This is a genomic window from Terriglobales bacterium (assembly GCA_035651655.1).
In the GTDB taxonomy this organism is placed as follows: domain Bacteria; phylum Acidobacteriota; class Terriglobia; order Terriglobales; family Acidobacteriaceae; genus DASRFG01.
The window spans coordinates 100399-118332 of record DASRFG010000024.1 but is presented as its reverse complement, the minus strand read 5'-3'; the positions used below and the strand labels follow the sequence as shown (position 1 = coordinate 118332).

The 17934-nt window shown below is 56.8% G+C and carries 17 protein-coding genes and 1 pseudogene; 5 read left to right on the top strand and 13 right to left on the bottom strand.

What is annotated here, in order from left to right:
- From hslU to rsmG, 5 genes are all read right to left on the bottom strand, one after another.
- Positions 1–936: ATP-dependent protease ATPase subunit HslU (gene hslU, locus VFA76_12085; protein ID HZR32576.1), on the bottom strand; the 936-nt coding region annotated here is incomplete at its 3' end.
- A 25-nt stretch (positions 937–961) separates the two neighbouring features.
- Positions 962–1537 (bottom strand): ATP-dependent protease subunit HslV, encoded by a 576-nt coding sequence (gene hslV, locus VFA76_12080; GenBank protein ID HZR32575.1) that lies wholly within the window; start codon positions 1535–1537, stop codon positions 962–964.
- A 95-nt stretch (positions 1538–1632) separates the two neighbouring features.
- Positions 1633–2568 carry a ParB/RepB/Spo0J family partition protein gene (locus VFA76_12075; GenBank protein ID HZR32574.1) on the bottom strand — a complete coding sequence of 312 codons (936 nt, stop codon included), beginning with the start codon at positions 2566–2568 and terminating at the stop codon, positions 1633–1635.
- 62 nt (positions 2569–2630) lie between these two features.
- The gene (locus VFA76_12070; GenBank protein ID HZR32573.1) at positions 2631–3680 is read right to left on the bottom strand and encodes a ParA family protein; all 1050 of its coding nucleotides are present in this window, start codon (positions 3678–3680) and stop codon (positions 2631–2633) included.
- A gap of 443 nt (positions 3681–4123) precedes the next feature.
- Positions 4124–4840, bottom strand: a complete 717-nt coding sequence (rsmG, locus tag VFA76_12065; protein ID HZR32572.1) for a 16S rRNA (guanine(527)-N(7))-methyltransferase RsmG — start codon at positions 4838–4840, stop codon at positions 4124–4126.
- Between the two features lie 428 nt (positions 4841–5268).
- Here rsmG and VFA76_12060 point away from each other — a divergent pair, with 428 nt between their 5' ends.
- Entirely contained in the window at positions 5269–5955 is a 687-nt protein-coding gene (locus VFA76_12060; GenBank protein ID HZR32571.1) for a hypothetical protein, read from the top strand.
- Between the two features lie 147 nt (positions 5956–6102).
- Positions 6103–6282 (top strand): hypothetical protein, encoded by a 180-nt coding sequence (locus VFA76_12055; GenBank protein HZR32570.1) that lies wholly within the window; start codon positions 6103–6105, stop codon positions 6280–6282.
- Here the strand turns inward: VFA76_12055 and VFA76_12050 are convergent.
- The 5 genes from VFA76_12050 to VFA76_12030 form a co-directional block, all read right to left on the bottom strand.
- Positions 6274–6531, bottom strand: a complete 258-nt coding sequence (locus VFA76_12050) for a DUF6496 domain-containing protein (protein HZR32569.1) — start codon at positions 6529–6531, stop codon at positions 6274–6276. The two genes, VFA76_12055 and VFA76_12050, sit on opposite strands and share 9 nt — an antisense overlap.
- Positions 6532–6695: 164 nt before the next feature.
- Positions 6696–9356, bottom strand: a complete 2661-nt coding sequence (gene clpB / locus VFA76_12045; protein ID HZR32568.1) for an ATP-dependent chaperone ClpB — start codon at positions 9354–9356, stop codon at positions 6696–6698.
- 171 nt (positions 9357–9527) lie between these two features.
- Positions 9528–10016, bottom strand: a complete 489-nt coding sequence (locus VFA76_12040) for an Hsp20/alpha crystallin family protein (GenBank protein HZR32567.1) — start codon at positions 10014–10016, stop codon at positions 9528–9530.
- Between the two features lie 133 nt (positions 10017–10149).
- Positions 10150–11409, bottom strand: a complete 1260-nt coding sequence (locus tag VFA76_12035; protein HZR32566.1) for a class I SAM-dependent rRNA methyltransferase — start codon at positions 11407–11409, stop codon at positions 10150–10152.
- A 58-nt stretch (positions 11410–11467) separates the two neighbouring features.
- Positions 11468–12226, bottom strand: a complete 759-nt coding sequence (locus tag VFA76_12030; GenBank protein HZR32565.1) for a C4-type zinc ribbon domain-containing protein — start codon at positions 12224–12226, stop codon at positions 11468–11470.
- Positions 12227–12374: 148 nt separating this feature from the next.
- Between VFA76_12030 and VFA76_12025 the strand changes: the two genes are divergently transcribed.
- The 3 genes from VFA76_12025 to VFA76_12015 all read left to right on the top strand — a co-directional run bounded on the left by VFA76_12025 (position 12375) and on the right by VFA76_12015 (position 15845).
- Positions 12375–12608, top strand: a complete 234-nt coding sequence (locus VFA76_12025) for a hypothetical protein (GenBank protein HZR32564.1) — start codon at positions 12375–12377, stop codon at positions 12606–12608.
- 120 nt (positions 12609–12728) lie between these two features.
- A complete protein-coding gene (locus tag VFA76_12020) occupies positions 12729–15008 on the top strand; it encodes a DPP IV N-terminal domain-containing protein (protein ID HZR32563.1) in 2280 nt (759 codons plus the stop codon).
- 3 nt (positions 15009–15011) lie between these two features.
- Positions 15012–15845, top strand: coding sequence for an MBL fold metallo-hydrolase (locus tag VFA76_12015; GenBank protein ID HZR32562.1), 834 nt, complete (start codon positions 15012–15014; stop codon positions 15843–15845).
- 8 nt (positions 15846–15853) lie between these two features.
- Here the strand turns inward: VFA76_12015 and dusB are convergent, their stop codons facing one another.
- The 3 genes and pseudogenes from dusB to VFA76_12000 form a co-directional block, all read right to left on the bottom strand.
- A complete protein-coding gene (gene dusB, locus VFA76_12010; protein ID HZR32561.1) occupies positions 15854–16903 on the bottom strand; it encodes a tRNA dihydrouridine synthase DusB in 1050 nt (349 codons plus the stop codon).
- A 129-nt stretch (positions 16904–17032) separates the two neighbouring features.
- Positions 17033–17269: a 50S ribosomal protein L31 gene (rpmE, locus tag VFA76_12005; protein ID HZR32560.1), complete on the bottom strand. Its 237-nt coding sequence runs from the start codon at positions 17267–17269 to the stop codon at positions 17033–17035.
- 274 nt (positions 17270–17543) lie between these two features.
- Positions 17544–17834 (bottom strand): annotated as a pseudogene (locus VFA76_12000) (HU family DNA-binding protein).
- Positions 17835–17934: the final 100 nt, after the last annotated feature.

Here is a 17934-nt window from a genome sequence, read left to right as displayed (position 1 = left end):
GATGGGCAAGATATCCCGCTGCACACCCTCGCGGGAAACGTCGGGACCATGGCCGCTTTCCCGGCCGGCAATCTTGTCGATCTCATCGAGAAATATGATTCCTGAGTTTTCGACCCGATCGATTGCCACGCGGGTGACCTGGTCCATGTCAATCAGGCGCTGCTCTTCCTCTTGGATCAGGTATTCGAAGGCCTCGCTGACCTTCATCTTCCGCTTCTTGGTGCGCTGGCCAAAGATGTTGGGCAGCATGTCCTTCACATTGATGTCCATCTCCTCGACGCCCTGATTGGACACAATCTCGAAGGCGGGAAAAGATTTTTCCCGGACCTCGAGCTCTACCAGGCGCTCATCCAGCTTGCCCTCGCGCAGTTGCTGCCTCAATTTCTCGCGTGTGCGCGACGCCGATTCGGCGAGCGATCCCGAGTTTGCTTCCAGCACGACGCCGCCTCCGCCGTCGCCGGCGCGCCCGGCAGTCGGAGGCAGTAGCAAGTCAAGGACACGCTCCTCCGCGTTCATCTCGGCCTTATCGGCAACGTCTTCCAGCTTTTCTTCGCGGACCATATCAATCGCAATCTCCACCAGATCGCGAATCATGGATTCCACATCGCGGCCCACGTAGCCGACTTCGGTGAATTTCGACGCCTCGACCTTCAGAAATGGGGAGTTAGTCAGCTTGGCCAGGCGACGGGCGATTTCCGTCTTTCCCACGCCGGTGGGGCCAATCATGATGATGTTCTTGGGGATAATTTCTTCGGCCAAATCTGGCGTCAGCTTTTGCCGGCGCATGCGGTTGCGGAGCGCAATCGCGACCGCGCGTTTGGCGGAGTGCTGGCCAACCACGTACTTATCCAGCTCAACCACGATCTCGCGAGGTGTTAGCTCATCGAGTACGAGCTGTTGTTCTTCTTCCGCAGTCGAAGGTAAATAGATTGCCATCACAAAAGATTAATGACGCGAAGTTTCAGCCCTTCTTGGCCTCGGCTGCCGCACCCGCTGCCAGCTCCTCAATCGTAATCTGGTCATTGGTGTAAATGCACATCTTGCTGGCAATTTTCATCGCCTGCTCCGCGATCTGCCGGGCCGAAAGCTTGGTATGGTCAGCCAAAGCCTGGGCCGCCGCCGAGGCATATGGGCCGCCGCTGCCGATCGCAGCAATACCACCATCGGGTTCAATCACATCTCCCTGGCCGCTGAGCAGAAAAGTCTGAGTATGGTCAGAAACTAACAGCAGCGCCTCGAGGTGTCTGAGATATTTGTCCGTACGCCAGTCCTTGGCAAGCTCGACAGCGGCGCGGCCGATGTTCCCATGATACTGCTCCAGCTTGGCCTCGAAACGGCTAAAAAGAGAGAAAGCATCGGCGGTTGAGCCGGCAAATCCGGCGAGAATTTTGTCCTGGTAAAGGCGCCGAATCTTTCGCGCGCTATGCTTCACCACGCCCTCACCCAGCGTGACCTGGCCATCGCCAGCCATCACCACATTCCCGTCCCGGCGCACGCAAAGTACGGTGGTGGAGCGTATTAGTCGCGATTTCTTCACGAGGGACAATTTTCGATTATAGCAGCCACACTTTGAGTGAGGCGGGCTTGGACGCCCATGGATCGTCTAGAGGAGAGGAAGAATTCTATAACGGGCTAGTTCTTTGCCCCCATCACATCCAACACGCGGTCGAAATCTTCGAGCGTCTTATATTCAATAATGATCTTGCCTTTGCCGCTGCGGTCCCGGATCTGCACCCGTACCCCGAGCGACCGCTCCAATTCCATTTGGGCCTCGCGGACATTGGGATCCACGAATCGCTCTTTGGTCTCTTTGTGCGCCGGGTGTTCAGTTCGGAAGATCAGTTCTTCCAAGGCGCGAACTGAAAGTTCTTCCTCCACCAGCTTCGCAGCCATTTGCGTGATGGTGTCAGGCGAATCTAGTGACAGCAATACTTTCGCATGACCAAAGCTGATTTTTTCCTGCTCGATCAGCGCCTGGACTCCTACCGGCAGCTTCAGCAGGCGCACATAATTCGAAACCGTCGTGCGATCGATACCGGTGCGCTGCGCCATCTGCTCCTGCGTCAACCCAAACTCGCGGCCCAGTCGTTCAAAGGCGCGGGCCTGCTCCAGGGTGTTCAGGTCTTGGCGCTGCAAGTTTTCGATGATAGTCATCTCCATCGCCTGCTGGTCTGAGACCTGGCGCACCACTGCGGGAATACTGACTTTTCCCGCCCGGCGGGAAGCCTCCCAGCGCCGCTGTCCGGCGATAAGCTGGAAGCGGCCACCGGGAATAGGTCGTACCACGATAGGTTGCACTACTCCCGTGGCTGCAATCGAGGCCACCAGCTCCGCCAGCTGCTGCTCGGGCAGCGATCCGCGAGTCTGATAAGGATTTTTTTCAATCGCATCCAGTGCGATTTCGCGCAAGCCATCGCCCGAGGTCGGGGCCGGCTTCGGCGTAACCGGCGGCAGCGCCACTGCAACCGGAGCAACCACCGGCGGGGTACTTACGGGCCGAACTCTCCCCGGCAACAAAGATTCTAGCCCGCGACCCAGGGCTTTACGCTTCTCCACGATTGTCGTCATTGTGTCTGCCTGTGTACTTAGTGGTTAATATCAAAACTGGTTCGGCGAGCGCGCGAGTGAGATCACCAATCGCGATGCTCAGAGACCGCAGTCGCCAACTCGGCTGGAAGCGCGGGTTCAAGGACGGTTTCTATGACAGGTGCGACATCACCAAGAGCGGGATCAACGGGCGTGGCATCCACTCCCGCTGCTTCGACCTGCACCACTGGCTCGGCTGCGGCGGCAGACTCATTCCCCGGTAAAGCCTCGGTCGGAGCCTCGGGAGCCATGGTCGTTTCCGCGGCTTCGGTTCCCGGAGAGTCGTCCCCCAAGGGCACCTCTATCGGTGTGCCGACTCGCACCCCTCGTTTGGCTTCGCCATCCAGGATCTCTTTGGCCAGACGAATATAACTTTCAGAACCGCGGGACCGCACGTCATAGAGCAGCGCCGGTTTGCCGTGGCTGGGAGCCTCAGCCAGGCGGACATTGCGCGGGATTCTGGCACGGCAGAGTTGCTTGCCAAAATATTTGCGCAGTTCGGCCGTCACTTGCTGGGCGAGGTTGGTGCGCTCGTCAAACATGGTCAGCACTACGCCTTCGATCTCCAAGCGTGGGTTAAAACTCTCTTTGACGCGACTGACCGTGTCCAGCAGCTCGCTAACCCCTTCCAGCGCGAAATACTCCGCCTGCATGGGAACCAGCACTGAATCGGCCGCGACCAAGGCGTTCAGGGTAAGCAGATCGAGGGCCGGAGGACAATCCAGAACGATGAATTGAAAACGCGCGCGCAGAGGCTCGAGAGCGTCCCGCAGGCGGAATTCCCGCCGCTCTTCTGAAATCAATTCCAGGTTGGCACCAATCAGGTTTTTGTGCGCAGGAATTACCCAGAGCTGTTCGAGTTCAAGCTTCTGCAGCGCCTCTTCCGCGCTGGCCATGCCCATAAGCACGTCGTAGGTGCTAATGCGGTCCGGATCCTTGGCGAATCCCAGCCCGCTGCTGGCATTGGATTGCGGATCGCAATCTATGAGTAATGTGTTGACTTCGGCCGCGGCTAAAGAGGCGGCCAGGTTTATGGACGTAGTGGTCTTTCCTACGCCACCTTTCTGGTTGGCAATCGCGATTACGCGTCCCATTTAGTTTTGAGGAGAACCAGAGTTAAGCGCAGAGTACTCGACTCAGTTTTCGGTTTCAATAATCATTTTTGTGCAAAACCAAGAATTGTGTCGAAATCTGCAACACAATTGAAGAATGCGGGTGAATGTTCCACGTGGAACATTGGGCAGAAACTTTGCAGTTGCACGGACTGCGTGGGCGCAGCCGCCCTCGGCTGCGCAGCTTCGCTTGCGAAGCAGGCCTTTGGCGTAGCCGGATCATTGTTCCACGTGGAACATAAATCGTCTCCGATCAGATGAGAAAAGCTGTTGAACGCAGGCTCCGCATTGCAAAGAGGTGTTGATTAACTTGATTCGCTCAATCCGATTTCCCACTCGAGGCTCGCGTAACCCGAGCGCAGTGCGTTAGAGCGCTACCAATCCCGCTATGGAATGCGCCATCTCCCACTTGTTACTTCTTTGGTTCATCCAACGATGCTGGTTCCAACCACCAGCACTCGCTCTTTCGACTGCGGCACCGGGATCGGCGACCCCCAACTGAACTCGGGAGCGAGCTCGTTCACTCGAGGCAACTGTGCCTTTCCCACGAGCAGTGCCAGGCGCGACTTTGGATTCGCACCGGGCATCCGCGCCAGTTCACCTGCAACCGGCAATGCTGATTCAAACCGCTCTACCGCCCGCATGGTAACTACCTCTGGCGGGATCCCGAAGTGTGGCTGGGTCGTGGCCGTGGTCAGTTCTTCCCCGCGTCCGGCAAAAACATCGGCATCGCGCAACTGCAACGCGCGGATTACCTCACGCAGGAACGTCGCTTTCTTCTGATTCGACTCGACCAGCGTCAGGCGAAGCGACGAGCAATAAATTTTTAGCGGCACTCCTGGGAAGCCGGCGCCCGATCCCAAGTCAATCACCCGTGGTCCCGGCTGAGTCGCAGCATTTCCTGCGCTCATGCGATTGGCGGAGGACTTGGCTGACGGAAATAACTGCGCCGCCGCGAACAGCGACTCGCCAAAGTGCCGCGTCACTATACCTTCTTCGTCGCGCACCGCGGTGAGGTTCATACGCGCATTCCAGCGCGTCAGCAACTCGAGATAACGTCGGAGGGCCTCCAGTTGTTCAGCCCTCAATGAGTTTGAGCCTAGAAATGGAGTAAGCAGGTCGGCGATGCGGGTTGGCTCCATGGCTTTCGGATCTCAGGGTAAATCAATTCTCTGCGGGCGTATTCCTTGCCTGGACAAGTACGCAGTGGGAACCAGATTCGCCACGAATCAAAGTTGCAAAAAGTGGAAGGCAAGCCTAGCGGAGCCATCATCGCGAACTCAAGTTTCACAAATTCCTTCGAGAATCGGGTTCGAGTGGTAGGAAGGCGCATGGAGTACCTAACTAGTTAACATCCAGAATGAGGCTGCAATCCAGCAGAATCAAGAAAGTAACATGTGGGACGCGAATTCGGTTTCACCCGACTAACGACAACTCATGGCGACTCTACAGAGCCGAATCCCATATATCAGTGGATCAGAACCGCGAAATCGGCCGCACTTCTACAGTTCTCGCTCAAACATTTAGAATAGCTGCCGAATTCAGGCGAACGAATTTGGGGGAACCAGGATTGACAACCCAAGACAGCTTACAAGGCCAAGCGCAGCACGCCGACCAGAAGCAGCTATACATTACCCTCGCGGGTTTGCCGCTTTCGTTCATCCTGCACTGGCCGTTCCACCGCTCAACCTCAGGTGCTGACTTTTATGTTCTACACGCCGAGATTTATGTTGAGAACACCCCTGGCCTGAATGCCAAGGTGGCGGTGAATTTGACTCAGACGGTACGCGAGACCTTGCCGTCGCTGGAGCCGAAAGATGCAGAAGCTCCAGTCATCAATGCGTTGCGCAAAGAGGCGGACACGCAGCAGTTGGAATTTTTAAAATCGAGCAAGCTGGTGCCGCTGCAATTTTCCAGCCGCCATTACGATCAACGACGCAAACGTTGGGCATTCGGACACGCTGACGACCGCCAGCTCACCACATTTATCCGTCGTAAGGTCTATTGGAATAGCAAGCTTACCCAAACGGGCGGCAGGACTTGGCTGGCAGACCCAGTTGACCTGCTGTACCTCGATACTACTCGGGAGCACATCCTGGAAGTGGCGTCTTCGCTCGCGGCCACACGCCTGATTCGGTTGCAGGACGAGCACGCTGAAGCCTCCGACGGCCTGCTTGCGCAAGCGAACACCATTGAGGCTGAGATGAAATGCGCTCTCGAAGAAATCGAAAAAAAACACGCCTACGAGCGAGCGTAAGCTTTCGACTCGCCGCACCACTGTGGATCTGTGCGGCTTACCTTTTTCGAAGCCGCACAGATGGAATTCGATTAAGCGGCTTCTTCGCCTTGTTCCCTGCGACCGGTGCTGCCTGCCCCGCGACGCGTACGCGAACGGGTGTTTGTGGTGCGACGACGGCTGCTCGCCGAGCGGCTGCTGGTTCCACGAGCGCCTGCACGGCGCGAACGGCTGCTCGCCGACCGTCGGCTGCTTCCGGAGCTGCGGCTTCTGCTGCCGCTGCGTCCACTGCTGCGGCTGGAACGACTGCTGGACCTTCGGGTTGCCATTTCGTTTCTCCTATCTTGAGCTACGGCGTTTACGTGGGACCTTAGCGCCCTTCTGTCGAGCTTTTGAAAGTCCGATTGCAATGGCCTGCTTGCGGTTTTTTACCGGGTGTTTCCCGGACCGCATATGGTGCATCTCGGTACGGACTTCCTGCTGCGCTTTGCGACCGTACTTGCGTCCGCGCGAACTGCGCTTGGAACTTGATCGCGAAGTTGACCGGTGTGAGCGTGAACTACTTGATTTGCGTGACGATCTATGTCTGGTTGCCATGCACTATGTGACGCACGTCGTCTGCATCGGGTTGGCGCGCAGTTGGTGCAATCGAGGGATGCTGACCGGAGTTCCTAATTCAGAAACTTCTGCTGCTGGATTTTGTTCACCTGCAAACAAAAAAGAGACGCAGAAAAGCTGCGTCTCTCTGTAAGTCGTGGCAATTATCGTTTGCTCGCCGCTGGCTCTTTCTCGCCAACCCGATGTGACACCTTAAAAACCATGTGCCGTTCGCGCATGTCAGCATCAACCACTACATGATCGCCGTGTAAGACCTCGCCATCCAGTATTTTGAGGGCCAGCGGGTCCATGATCAGCCGTTGTATGGCGCGCTTCAAAGGACGGGCCCCATAATTCACGTCGTAGCCTTCCGTGAACAGGAGTTCCTTGGCTTGGTCGGTCAACTCCAGGCTGATCTTGCGTTCTGCCAGCGTGCGGCGAACGTCTTCAAGCCGCAGCTCGACGATCCTGGTCAGCTGCTCCTTGCCGAGCGGATTGAAGATGATGATGTCGTCAACGCGGTTGAGAAACTCGGGCTTGAAGCTCGATTGCAGTGCGTCCATCACCTGCGCCCGGGCGCGTTGCACATCCTCTGCCGTTTGCATTGCTTCCGGACTCAGGTAAACCGAGCCAATGTTCGAGGTCATAATGATGACCGTGTTGCGGAAGTCCACCGTCCGGCCTTTGCCATCGGTTAAACGGCCATCATCCATCACTTGCAGCAGGATGTTGAACACTTCCGGATGCGCCTTCTCGATCTCGTCGAACAGCACCACAGAGTAAGGACGCCGGCGGACCTGTTCTGTCAGTTGGCCGCCCTCTTCGTAGCCTACATATCCCGGAGGAGCTCCGATCAACCGCGCCACCGCGTGCCTCTCCATGTATTCAGACATGTCAATGCGGATCAGCGCATGTTCATCGTCGAATAAGAATTCAGCCAGGGCACGCGCCAATTCGGTTTTGCCGACGCCTGTGGGACCGAGGAAAATAAAGGAGCCAATCGGCCGCTTCGGATCGCTCAACCCAGCTCGGGACCTCCGTACTGCATTGGCAACACGCGAGAGAGCCTCGTCCTGTCCGACCACCCGTTGACGCAGCCGGTCTTCCATGGCGATCAGCTTTTTGACTTCGCCCTCGAGCATCCTGGATACCGGAATGCCGGTCCACTTGGAGACAATTCGGCCCACGTCCTCTTCGTCCACTTCTTCTTTCAGCATGCGCGAGGCTCCACTGGCTTGCATCTGCTCATTGAGCTTTGCCAGTTGAGCTTCCGCCTGTCGTATTTCTGAATAGCGAATCTGCGCCACCCGTTCGAGATCGCCTCGGCGCTCCGCCGCCTGCTCTTCAATTCGCAGCTGCTCGATGCGCTCCTTGAGCTTGCGGACTTGATCAATCAATTCCTTTTCGCGCCTCCAGCGCGCCTTCAAGGCGTCCGACTGCTCGCGAATCTGCGCCAGCTCCTTTTCAACCGCAGCCAGGCGCTCGCGAGAGTTAGGGTCATCCTCGCGCTTGAGTGCCTGCTTCTCGATCTCCAGCTGCATAGCGCGTCGTTCCAGCTTATCTATCTCCGTCGGCATGGAGTCGATCTGAATCCGCAGCGATGCCGCGGCTTCGTCAATCAGGTCAATCGCCTTATCGGGAAGAAACCGGTCGGTGATGTAACGGTGCGAGAGCGTGGCAGCGGCGATGATGGCGGAATCTTTGATGCGCACGCCATGATGGACTTCGTACTTCTCCTTGAGGCCACGGAGAATCGCAATGGTGTCTTCCACCGTCGGCTCGTCCACATAGACAGGTTGGAACCTGCGCTCCAGCGCCGCGTCTTTTTCAATGTACTTGCGGTATTCATTCAGCGTGGTCGCGCCGATCGCGCGCAGTTCCCCGCGTGCCAGGGCGGGCTTCAGCATGTTCGAAGCATCAATGGCGCCCTCAGCCGCTCCCGCGCCAACCAGGGTATGCAGCTCGTCAATGAACAGGATGATCTGCCCCTGCGAATCTTCGATCTCTTTGAGCACGGCTTTCAGCCGGTCCTCGAACTCGCCGCGATACTTGGCGCCGGCGAGCATCGCGCCCAGATCCAGGGCCACCACTCGCTTGTTTTTTAAAATCTCCGGAACATCTCCGGAAATGATCCGCTGAGCCAGGCCTTCAACAATTGCCGTCTTGCCCACGCCGGGCTCACCAATCAATACCGGATTGTTCTTGGTCCGCCGGGATAAAACCTGCACCACGCGACGGATCTCCTCATCGCGTCCGATGACGGGATCGAGCTTGCCGCGGCGGGCTTGTTCAGTAAGGTCACGCGCATATTTTTCCAGCGCCTGGTATTTGGCCTCTGGATTTTGATCGGTAACTTTTTGCGAGCCGCGGATGGAGGTTAGCGCTTTCAGAATGGCGTCATGCTTCGCGCCGTGGCGGGCGAGAAGGTCAGAGGCAGCCCGCTCATAGCCGGAGCCCCGCCCGCCCCGTGACATGGCGAGCAACAGGTGTTCGGTTGAAACATATTCATCTTTGAAGTTGCTGGCTTCTTTAAAGGCCTGCTCCAGCACGTCGTTCATTCCTGCCGACATGTGCGGCTGCATGGCGCCGCCGCCCGAAACCTTGGGCAAGCGCTCGAGCTCACGACGTATTTCCCCCAGCACGGTTTGAGGATTGGCACCGATCTTCTCCAGCACCGGCGGCACAATTCCTTCCTGGTCTTCTAACAGCGCTGCCAGGACATGCAAGGGCAGAACTTCTGAGTTGCCATTCTCCGAGGCCAGATCGCTCGCCCGCTGTACCGCCTCCTGGGCCTTCAGCGTGAATTTGTCCCAACGAATCGCCATATGACGACCTCACTTTCGCCTGTCAGTTTCAGCCTTCCAGCGCGCACTTTCAAGTCTGCCGCGACTCCCTCTTCTCGGCTGAAAGTTGCACCTTCGAATCTGAAAAAAATAGGGAGACGAAATCAATTCCGCCTCCCAGGTATGATGTCTCTATTTTGCGCGAGGGCAGCTTTAGGCGGCTTTGCTCGCGCTTTTTCCTTCAACCATCTTCTGCCCGATGTTCACCTTGATCTGCTTGGGTTTGGCTTCAGCCTTTTTGGCAAGGCGGATCTTCAGCACGCCCTTGTCATAGTCGGCTTCGACCTTCTCCGCATCCACGGTAGATGGCAAGGTGAAGGAGCGGCTAAAACTTCCGTAGGACCTCTCAATACGATGGAAGTTCTCCTCCTTTTCTTCTTTCTCCAACTTGCGTTCACCGCGCACCGTCAAGGTGTTGTTTTCCACCCGGACATCAATGTCCTTCTCGTCAATTCCCGGAACTTCCAGTTTCAACGTGACGTTGTGTTCATCCTCATACACGTCCACTGCGGGGACGAACGCACCGCTGTTGGCTAGTGTCTCTTCGCGTCCCGTTCCAAGAGAATCCTGGAACAGACGGTTGAGACGGTCTTGTAGTACAGAAAACTCACGGAAAGGCTCCCAACGCGTAACGACTGTCATAACCGTTCCTCCTGCTCAGAAATTGTGTGGCAACCCAGGCTTGCATTGCCGCTAAGCCTTGGATGTCATAGTGACTACGATGGAATCATAAAATATGAGTGTTGTATTGTCAATACGTTATTTACTCATTTTTTCAATGACTTACATGGAATATGAGGCACTTCAGATAGGCCGTTTCCGGCACTCCCAGCAGGACGGGGTGGTCTTTTGCTTGGCCGCGCTTCTCTACCAGCCGCAGGCTACGGTGAGCGTCTACGGCGGAGGAGGAGACGGTTTCCAGGAAATCGGCCTCGCTGACGTGATAGGAACAGGAGCAAGTCACCAGCGTTCCACCCGGCCGCAGCATCTTGAGGGCCCTCAGATTCAGCTCTTTATACCCTCGCAACGCCGTATTCAGGGCCTGCTTGGAACGGGCAAATGCGGGCGGATCGAGGACAATGGTGTCGTACTGTTTTCCGGCAGCCGAATAGTCTTTCAGCAGGTCGAAGGCATTGCCCTCCATCCATTCAAGCTCAATTCCGTTGAGCTTGGCATTCTCTTCCGCCGCTTCCAAGGCTGCACGGGAACTGTCAACGCCGGTCACCTGCGAACAGCGCGGCGCAACGTGCAGGGCGAATCCGCCCTGGTAGCAAAAGACGTCCAGCGCCTCTCCATGGGCGTATTGTGCCGCAGCGGCATAGTTTTCCCGTTGGTCCAGAAATGCTCCGGTCTTTTGGCCTTCCAGACCACGAAAACGGAAGTGAACGCCATTCATGGTCACAATGGTTTCTGACTTCTGCCCACGCAACAGCCTGGTTTGGAGTGGCGGGAGTTGTTCCAGCTCGCGAACCCGCGGATCCATGCGCTCCACAATTCCCGCCGGCGAAATTTGCTCCTCGAGGGTGGTGAGCACGGAGTCACGCACTGTCTCCGCGTCCATTCCCTGCGTGAGGACCTGCATGGAGAGGACATCGTTATAGCGATCAACGATCAGCCCGGGAAGGAAATCAGCTTCGCTGAAAACCAGGCGATAGGCATCAGTGCCGCTGACCACCTTCTCGCGATAGGCCAGTGCTTCTCGGATTCGCTGCCTCAATAAAGCGGGAAGGTCCGGTACTGCGCCGGAAGAGATCATGCGGATTGCGATTTGCGAGGAGCTGCTGTAGAGGGCCGTCCCGAGTGACTTTCTTTTCTGGTCGAGCACCCGCACCATGGCTCCGGGAGGCACGCCTTCGGCTGAGACCAGGTCCGATCGGTACACCCAAACATGGCCGGCACGGAGCCGTGCCACCGCGCGGGCATTTACGACCAGCGAGGGGAGATCCACCTCCGGTTTAGAGTTTTCAGAGGTATTGGAGCGCCGCGGCATCGCGTCCATCATAAACGCCGATGGCCGGCGAAGCAGATTACGCAATAAGGAGATACGGGGGTTGGGTTACAAACTGTGAAACGGCCCGTTGGGAGTGGAATTGTTAATGCGCGGCTGGCGCTTGTACGTGATCAGCCGATTCGGCTGGTGGCGCCTCATGCTCAGGAACGAAGTAAAGGATTCGCTGGCAGGAGTCGCACATGATGATCTGCTCGTTAGTTCGCACGTCATTGTAGGTTTGCGGCCGCAGCATTACCTGGCAGACTGAACACTTGTGGTCGCGAGCTTCGGCAAGGGCGCTCTTGCGGAATTTCAATACCCGGTCGTAATGGCGGAGCACGTCGGCATTGATTCCACTGCGGAGTCCTTCCCGCCGGCCATTCAGCTCAGCTAGCTGCTTCTCGTCTTCGGCGGTGCGCTTGCGGGCTTCCGCCTTCTCTTTCTCGATCTCCGCCGTCTCTGCCTTCAATTCCGCTTCGGTAATCTTCAGGGCCTTCTCATTGACGTCCACGTCAAGCATGCCTTCCAATATCTGGTCTTCGAGGCGGCGAATCTCTTTTTCGGCAAAGCCGATCTCGTGCATCAGCGCTTTATATTGTTCGTTGGTTTTAACTTCGAGGGATTGATCGCGAAACTTCGATATTTTCTGCTGCTGGTCTTGTATCTGGGACTCTAACTTGCGCCGGGTGGTCTCGTCAGCCTTAATGGTGGCTCGCGCCTTGTCCACCTGTGCCTTAGTGTCGGCCAGTTTGGCCTCAATCTCCCCCACTCGCCGGGGCAAGGCGGCCACTTCCTCTTGCAACCGCTGGATTTCGCGGTCAACCTGCTGTAGCTCAATGAGTTTCTGAAGGTCGGAAAGCATTGCTGGGTATTCGCTAATGCAATTTTAGCACGCTGCAACTCCGCCGCCTCCGCCGGGTTAGTCCCGAGATGGTCCTCCCCGGTACTCAATCAAGAACTCAGCGATTTAACCGATTGAGAAGGTAAGTCAATGAAACTAGGATTACACCATGCCGGTTGAAGTCACTCGCCTTGTTTTAGGGTTGATGGTGGCGTTCTTCCATCGCCCGATCGCTGATTTTATGCTCGACCAGGAGACCTCATTGGTGGTGATGTTCCGCCAGCGAGGCGTGGCACTGCCCACCCTTCCCGGGAAAGATACCGTGAGGAATGTATACTTCGCCGTCGGTATCGGCATGGCAACGTTCGAGTTAGTGCGGATCTGGGTGCTGTTCCTCAGATGAACTACCGAGCCGCCAGTTTCACCTTTTAATCCTACTCATCGCGCGCTGCGCGCCACTGTCTTACCGGTGTACACTTTCCAGCCCGCCATTCTGTGGGCACAAAATTCTTCAGGAGTGTCAGTGAGAGCTATTGCAAGCTTCTTTTTGTTCCTCTTTTTAGCCGGGTTTATCGTTGCCCAAACCAATCAGACTTCCACCCCGACAGAATTGACCATCGAGAACATATTCGCGGAGGGCGGACTCACCGGCCGTGGACCAGAGACCATCCAATGGAGTCCCGACAATACCAAGGTTTCCTTCGTCCAGCGCGACGATTCGGGGGAGCATGGCGCACTCTGGTACGTTGACGCCGCCACCGGTCAAAAAGCGGTCTTGGTCGCCGAGGAGAAGCTGGCTAATTTGGCGCCGCCCATTAGCCGGGTGAAAAGTGAGCGCGAAAAAGAACGCATTCAACGTTACTCAGTCGCCGCTTACCAATGGGCGCCCGACTCTCGCCACCTGCTGTTCGATTCACTAGGACAGCTCTGGTACTACTCTCTCGATTCCGGTACCGGGGTGCAGATGACCTCTTCGACAGAGCCCAGCAGCGATCCTAAGTTCTCTCCCGACGGTAAAAACATCGCCTATATCCGGAAACATAACCTGTTTGTTCGTGCGATTGCGGAGGGCAACGAGAACCAGATCACCGGCAGAGAAACAACGTCCTCCGAAGAAGCCGAGAACCTGCTTAACGGCGAGGTAGATTGGGTATACGCCGAAGAGCTGGCTGTGCGCAGCAATTACTTCTGGGAACCGAACGGCAAGCACATCGTATTTCTCCAAATGCACGAAAAGGCGGTGCCCACCTATCCGCTCACCGATCTTCTCCAGCTCCATCCGCCCGTAGACCCTGAGAAATATCCCAACCCGGGGGACCCGAATCCGACCGTGCGGGTGGGCGTAGTGTCTTCGGGAGGCGGCAAGGTGAAGTGGATCTCACTAACCCAGGACAAGGATAACTACATTCCCCGCTTCGGCTGGATGCGCGATGGCCTGCTTTACGTGCAGGTACTCAACCGCGCTCAGAACAAGCTTGCGTTGTACTTTGTTGACGCCAATTCCGGTCACTCACGACGGGTGTTGGAGGAAACCAGCCCCAATTGGGTGGAAGTTCATGATGACTTCAAGGTCGTCCGCATGCTCAAATCCGGCGACCATTTCCTGTGGTCGAGTTGGCGCGACGGCTACACCCATCTATATCTATACAGCTTCGATAAGTCCGCTCCGCTGGCTGCCGATGCCAAACTCGAGCGCCAACTGGAGCGCGGGGAATACGAAGTTGCAGGAGTGGCTGGGGCGGATGAGGCCACCGGCACGATTTACTTCACCGCCAACAAGGACGATCCCCGGCAATCGCACCTCTACTCGGTGAAGCTGGATGGATCACAACCGAGCCGGGTGACGCGTGAAGAAGGCTTTCACAAGGCCACATTCTCCGAGGACGGCAAATACTACGTCGACGATTTTTCGGCTGTGCTAACCCCGCACATAATGTCGCTTTGCGCAGCCCAAGGCGCTTGCAAGCAGGTCTGGAGCTCGCGCAGCGTCGACGCCTATGACCTGATTCCCCCCAAGTTCCTCAACTTTAAAGCTGACGATGGAACCGTTCTCTACGGCATGCTGTTGATGCCGCCGCAAGCGGCGAACGGTTCGCCCGGCAGTGTTCCTCTGATCATGAACCCCTACGGAGGACCACACGCGCAGGACGTTGCGAACGAATGGGGTGGACAACATTTTCTCTTCAACGAGCTCATGGCGAAGCGAGGCTTTGCGACGCTCATTGTTGACAATCGCGGCATGGGCGGCCGCGGTCAGAAATTCGCGACGGCGGTGCGCCATCATTTCGGCGCTGTCGAATTCAAAGATCAGTTGTCTTCGCTTGACCAGGTCCTCGCGCAGTTTCCCGTTTTTGACCGCACTCGGCTCGGCTGGTGGGGATGGAGCTACGGCGGCTTCATGACTGCGTACGCCCTGACTCACACCGACCGATTCAAAACCGGCATTTCGGTTGCGCCGGTCACCAACTGGCTGGATTACGATTCCATTTACACCGAACGCTATATGGGCTTGCCACAAGAGAATACGGAGGGATATCGGACAAGTTCGCCGGTTAACTTTGCTGAGCAACTCCACGGGCGCTTGCTGCTGGCGCACGGTACTGGAGACGATAACGTTCACTTCCAGAACTCGGTGCAATTCGTGAACGCGCTGATCAATGCTGGCAAGCAGTTCGATTTTATGATTTATCCGGGCAAGACCCACGGCATATCCGGCCCGGCCGCCAGTACCCATCTGTTCCATCTCATCCAGGACCACTTCGAGCGCCATCTGGGCGTACATTCCGCACAAGGGAGCCAGTGATCGGTGCACCGCTTCACCCTTGGCGACTTCGAGCTCAGCATCTTCTCTGACGGCGACTACTACCTCGACGGCGGCGCTTTCTTCGGCGTGGTTCCCAAAATGCTGTGGCAGCGCCGCATGCAAGCTGACGAGAAGAACCGCGTGGCAGTCGGCATGAATTCTTTGTTGGTGCGGACAGGGACGCATACCGTGCTTATAGAAACCGGCATGGGCAATAAGCTTGGCGAGAAGATGACCGAGATTTACTGTCCCAAATCACAACTGCTGGATAACCTTTCCGCGGGCGGGGTGGCGCCGGAAGATATAGATACCGTGATCAATACGCATCTGCACTTTGACCACTGCGGCTGGAACACGCTTCGTAAGAACGGCCGCGGTGTGCCCACCTTTCCCAAGGCGACCTACTACGTACAAGAAGTCGAGTGGCAGCATGGGCGCAAGCAACTGGAACGCGACCGCGTCAGCTACATCAGCGAGAATTACGACCCGCTGGTCGAGTCGGGCCAGATGAGATTGCTCCGCGGAGACCGCGAGATCGTGCCCGGAATTTCAGTGCAAGTGTTTCCTGGACACACACGTAACATGCAGGCGGTCATGATCCAGAGCGGCGGCAAGAAAGCCTGCTACATCTCCGATCTGATCCCGACCACAGCACATCTCGACCTGACCTGGGTCATGGCCTACGATCTTTTTCCGCTGGAAACGATCGAGAGCCGCAAGCGGTTTTATCAAGCAGCAATTCCGGAAAAGTGGCTGGTTGTATTCACCCACGATCCGACCACGCCATGGGCTTATGTAGAAAGGGAAGGAAACAAGCTGACCGCCAAACCCGTGTAGTGGTCCGACTAAGAAACGCTTACTTGAAAGAACTCGTCCACCCGCTCCAAAATTTCGCGCTCCGCTCTGGCCTCATACACAGCTTTTCGCAAAGACGCGCCATTGGTGACGCCATGCGTAAACCAGGAAGCGAACTGCTTCATCTTGCCCGTCGCCCCTGGGATTTCTTCTTCGATGAGCATCTGGAAATAGGTGCGGATTAACTGGTAGCGATCGGCTTCGCCCGGGTGGTCGTAGCAGCCAGCTTCTCCATATTGTGCAATCTGCCGAAAAATCCACGGATTTGACGCCGCTGCACGCCCGATCATTACCGCATCACAACCGGTTTGCCCTACTATGGCCGCAGCATTTTCGGGCATTCGCACGTCGCCATTCCCGATCACCGGAATCTTTACCGCCGCCTTGACCGCGCCGATCCACTCCCAGCGTGCCTGGCCGCTGTAGCCCTGTTCGCGGGTGCGGGCGTGCAAGGCCACCGCGGCAAGTCCGCAGCTCTCGGCCATCTTGGCCAGCTCGACGCAGACAATCTCCTGATCGCTCCATCCAGCGCGAAACTTTACGGTGAAGGGGATCTTCACAGCCGAGCGCACTTTCTCAAAAATCCGCCCAATCGCGGGCAGATCGCGCAGCAGCCCCGAGCCACCGTTGCACTTCACCACTTTCTTAGCCGGGCAGCCCAGGTTCAGGTCCACCAGGTCGAAGCCGAGGTCTTCCACCATGCGGGCGGCATCCGCCATTACCTGCGGATCACTGCCAAAAAGCTGCGCAGAAATGGGATGTTCATCTTCATAAAAGTGAAGATAGCGGCGGGGTACGCGCTTATCACGCAGGACACCATCGGCCGACGTGAACTCGGTCATGATGAGGCCGCAGCCACCCAGACTGCGGATGAATCTCCGAAAGACGGTGTCCGTGATCCCGGACATGGGCGCGAGCACGGTCGCCGGCGTGATCTCGATGCCGCCGATGTTCACGCAGGCAGGGACAGCTTCAGGGCGGGCACTCTCGTCCGCGGCCGTTGTGGTTAATTTTGCCGGAGTGTCCCAGAACTTCTGCACAAAGCTATTTTACAGCCTTTGAAAAACCGGGTAGTTCTGTCAGTACGACAGCGCCGGGACTCTCTTGAGCTCGGAACCAACACCTCTGCATCCACCGGAATAACGGATCCGAGTCTCTTCTTTCGCGAACTACTTTTTCGCGGTTTCGGCCTTCTTTGCGGTATCCACCTTGGCATACTTGCGGCGGAAACGCTCGACACGGCCAGCCGTATCCACCAGCTTCTGCTTTCCGGTAAAGAAGGGATGGCAACTGGAGCAGATTTCCACGTGGATGTCTCCCCGGTGCGTGGAACGTGTGGTGAAGTTGTGGCCGCAGGCGCAGTGCACCCGGACCTCATGATAATCAGGATGAATGGCGGCTTTCATAAGTCTCCCAGAATGTGAACCGAATATTAGATTCTACAAGAGGCGAAACGATGCGGGCAAACCCGGGGCAGCTTACGTGCTGAGCTTCGCTCAGCCGCCCAGCCGAGGGCGGGGTACGCAAGCCGATGGAGGGACTCACGTGGGCACAGGCGCCCTCGCCTGTGCGGCCGAGCGCCAGCTCGGCAACCCTACGCGGCAGGATCACGTTTCCATCGGGCGCCAAAAATAATAAAGGCGGCAGGGCCGACCCCCTGCCGCCAGAAAAACACCTAAACTATTTGCTCTTATTCACTGCCTTGCGGAGTTCGGCTCCGGCTGTGAATTTGGCTACTTTGCGGGCCGCGATCTTGATCACGGCGCCGGTTTGGGGATTGCGCCCGTTGCGGGCTTTTCTCTGCGATACGGAGAACGTTCCGAAGCCCACGAGGGCTACCCGATCTCCTTTGCGCAGAGCGCCGGTAACACTATCAACCAGCGTATCAATGGCAGCGGCTGCCTGGGTTTTATTGATGCGGGAACCAGCCGCAATTTTATCGATTAGATCCGCTTTGTTCATCTTCGCTCCTGAACAGGCCCGCTTCTGCCCTGTACCGCGCTATAGATGTGAGCTTGGGACCTGTGCCCGCTATTAAGCTCTGCCTGTGGGCGGTTGTCAACTGTGAAAA

Bases quoted from the DNA above. Each gene is read 5' to 3' on its own strand.
- VFA76_12075 (HZR32574.1), bottom strand. From the start codon at position 2,568: ATGACGACAATCGTGGAGAAGCGTAAAGCCCTGGGTCGCGGGCTAGAA.
- VFA76_12070 (HZR32573.1), bottom strand. From the start codon at position 3,680: ATGGGACGCGTAATCGCGATTGCCAACCAGAAAGGTGGCGTAGGAAAG.
- rsmG (HZR32572.1), bottom strand. From the start codon at position 4,840: ATGGAGCCAACCCGCATCGCCGACCTGCTTACTCCATTTCTAGGCTCA.
- VFA76_12050 (HZR32569.1), bottom strand. From the start codon at position 6,531: ATGGCAACCAGACATAGATCGTCACGCAAATCAAGTAGTTCACGCTCA.
- clpB (HZR32568.1), bottom strand. From the start codon at position 9,356: ATGGCGATTCGTTGGGACAAATTCACGCTGAAGGCCCAGGAGGCGGTA.
- VFA76_12040 (HZR32567.1), bottom strand. From the start codon at position 10,016: ATGACAGTCGTTACGCGTTGGGAGCCTTTCCGTGAGTTTTCTGTACTA.
- VFA76_12030 (HZR32565.1), bottom strand. From the start codon at position 12,226: ATGCTTTCCGACCTTCAGAAACTCATTGAGCTACAGCAGGTTGACCGC.
- VFA76_12025 (HZR32564.1), top strand. From the start codon at position 12,375: ATGCCGGTTGAAGTCACTCGCCTTGTTTTAGGGTTGATGGTGGCGTTC.
- rpmE (HZR32560.1), bottom strand. From the start codon at position 17,269: ATGAAAGCCGCCATTCATCCTGATTATCATGAGGTCCGGGTGCACTGC.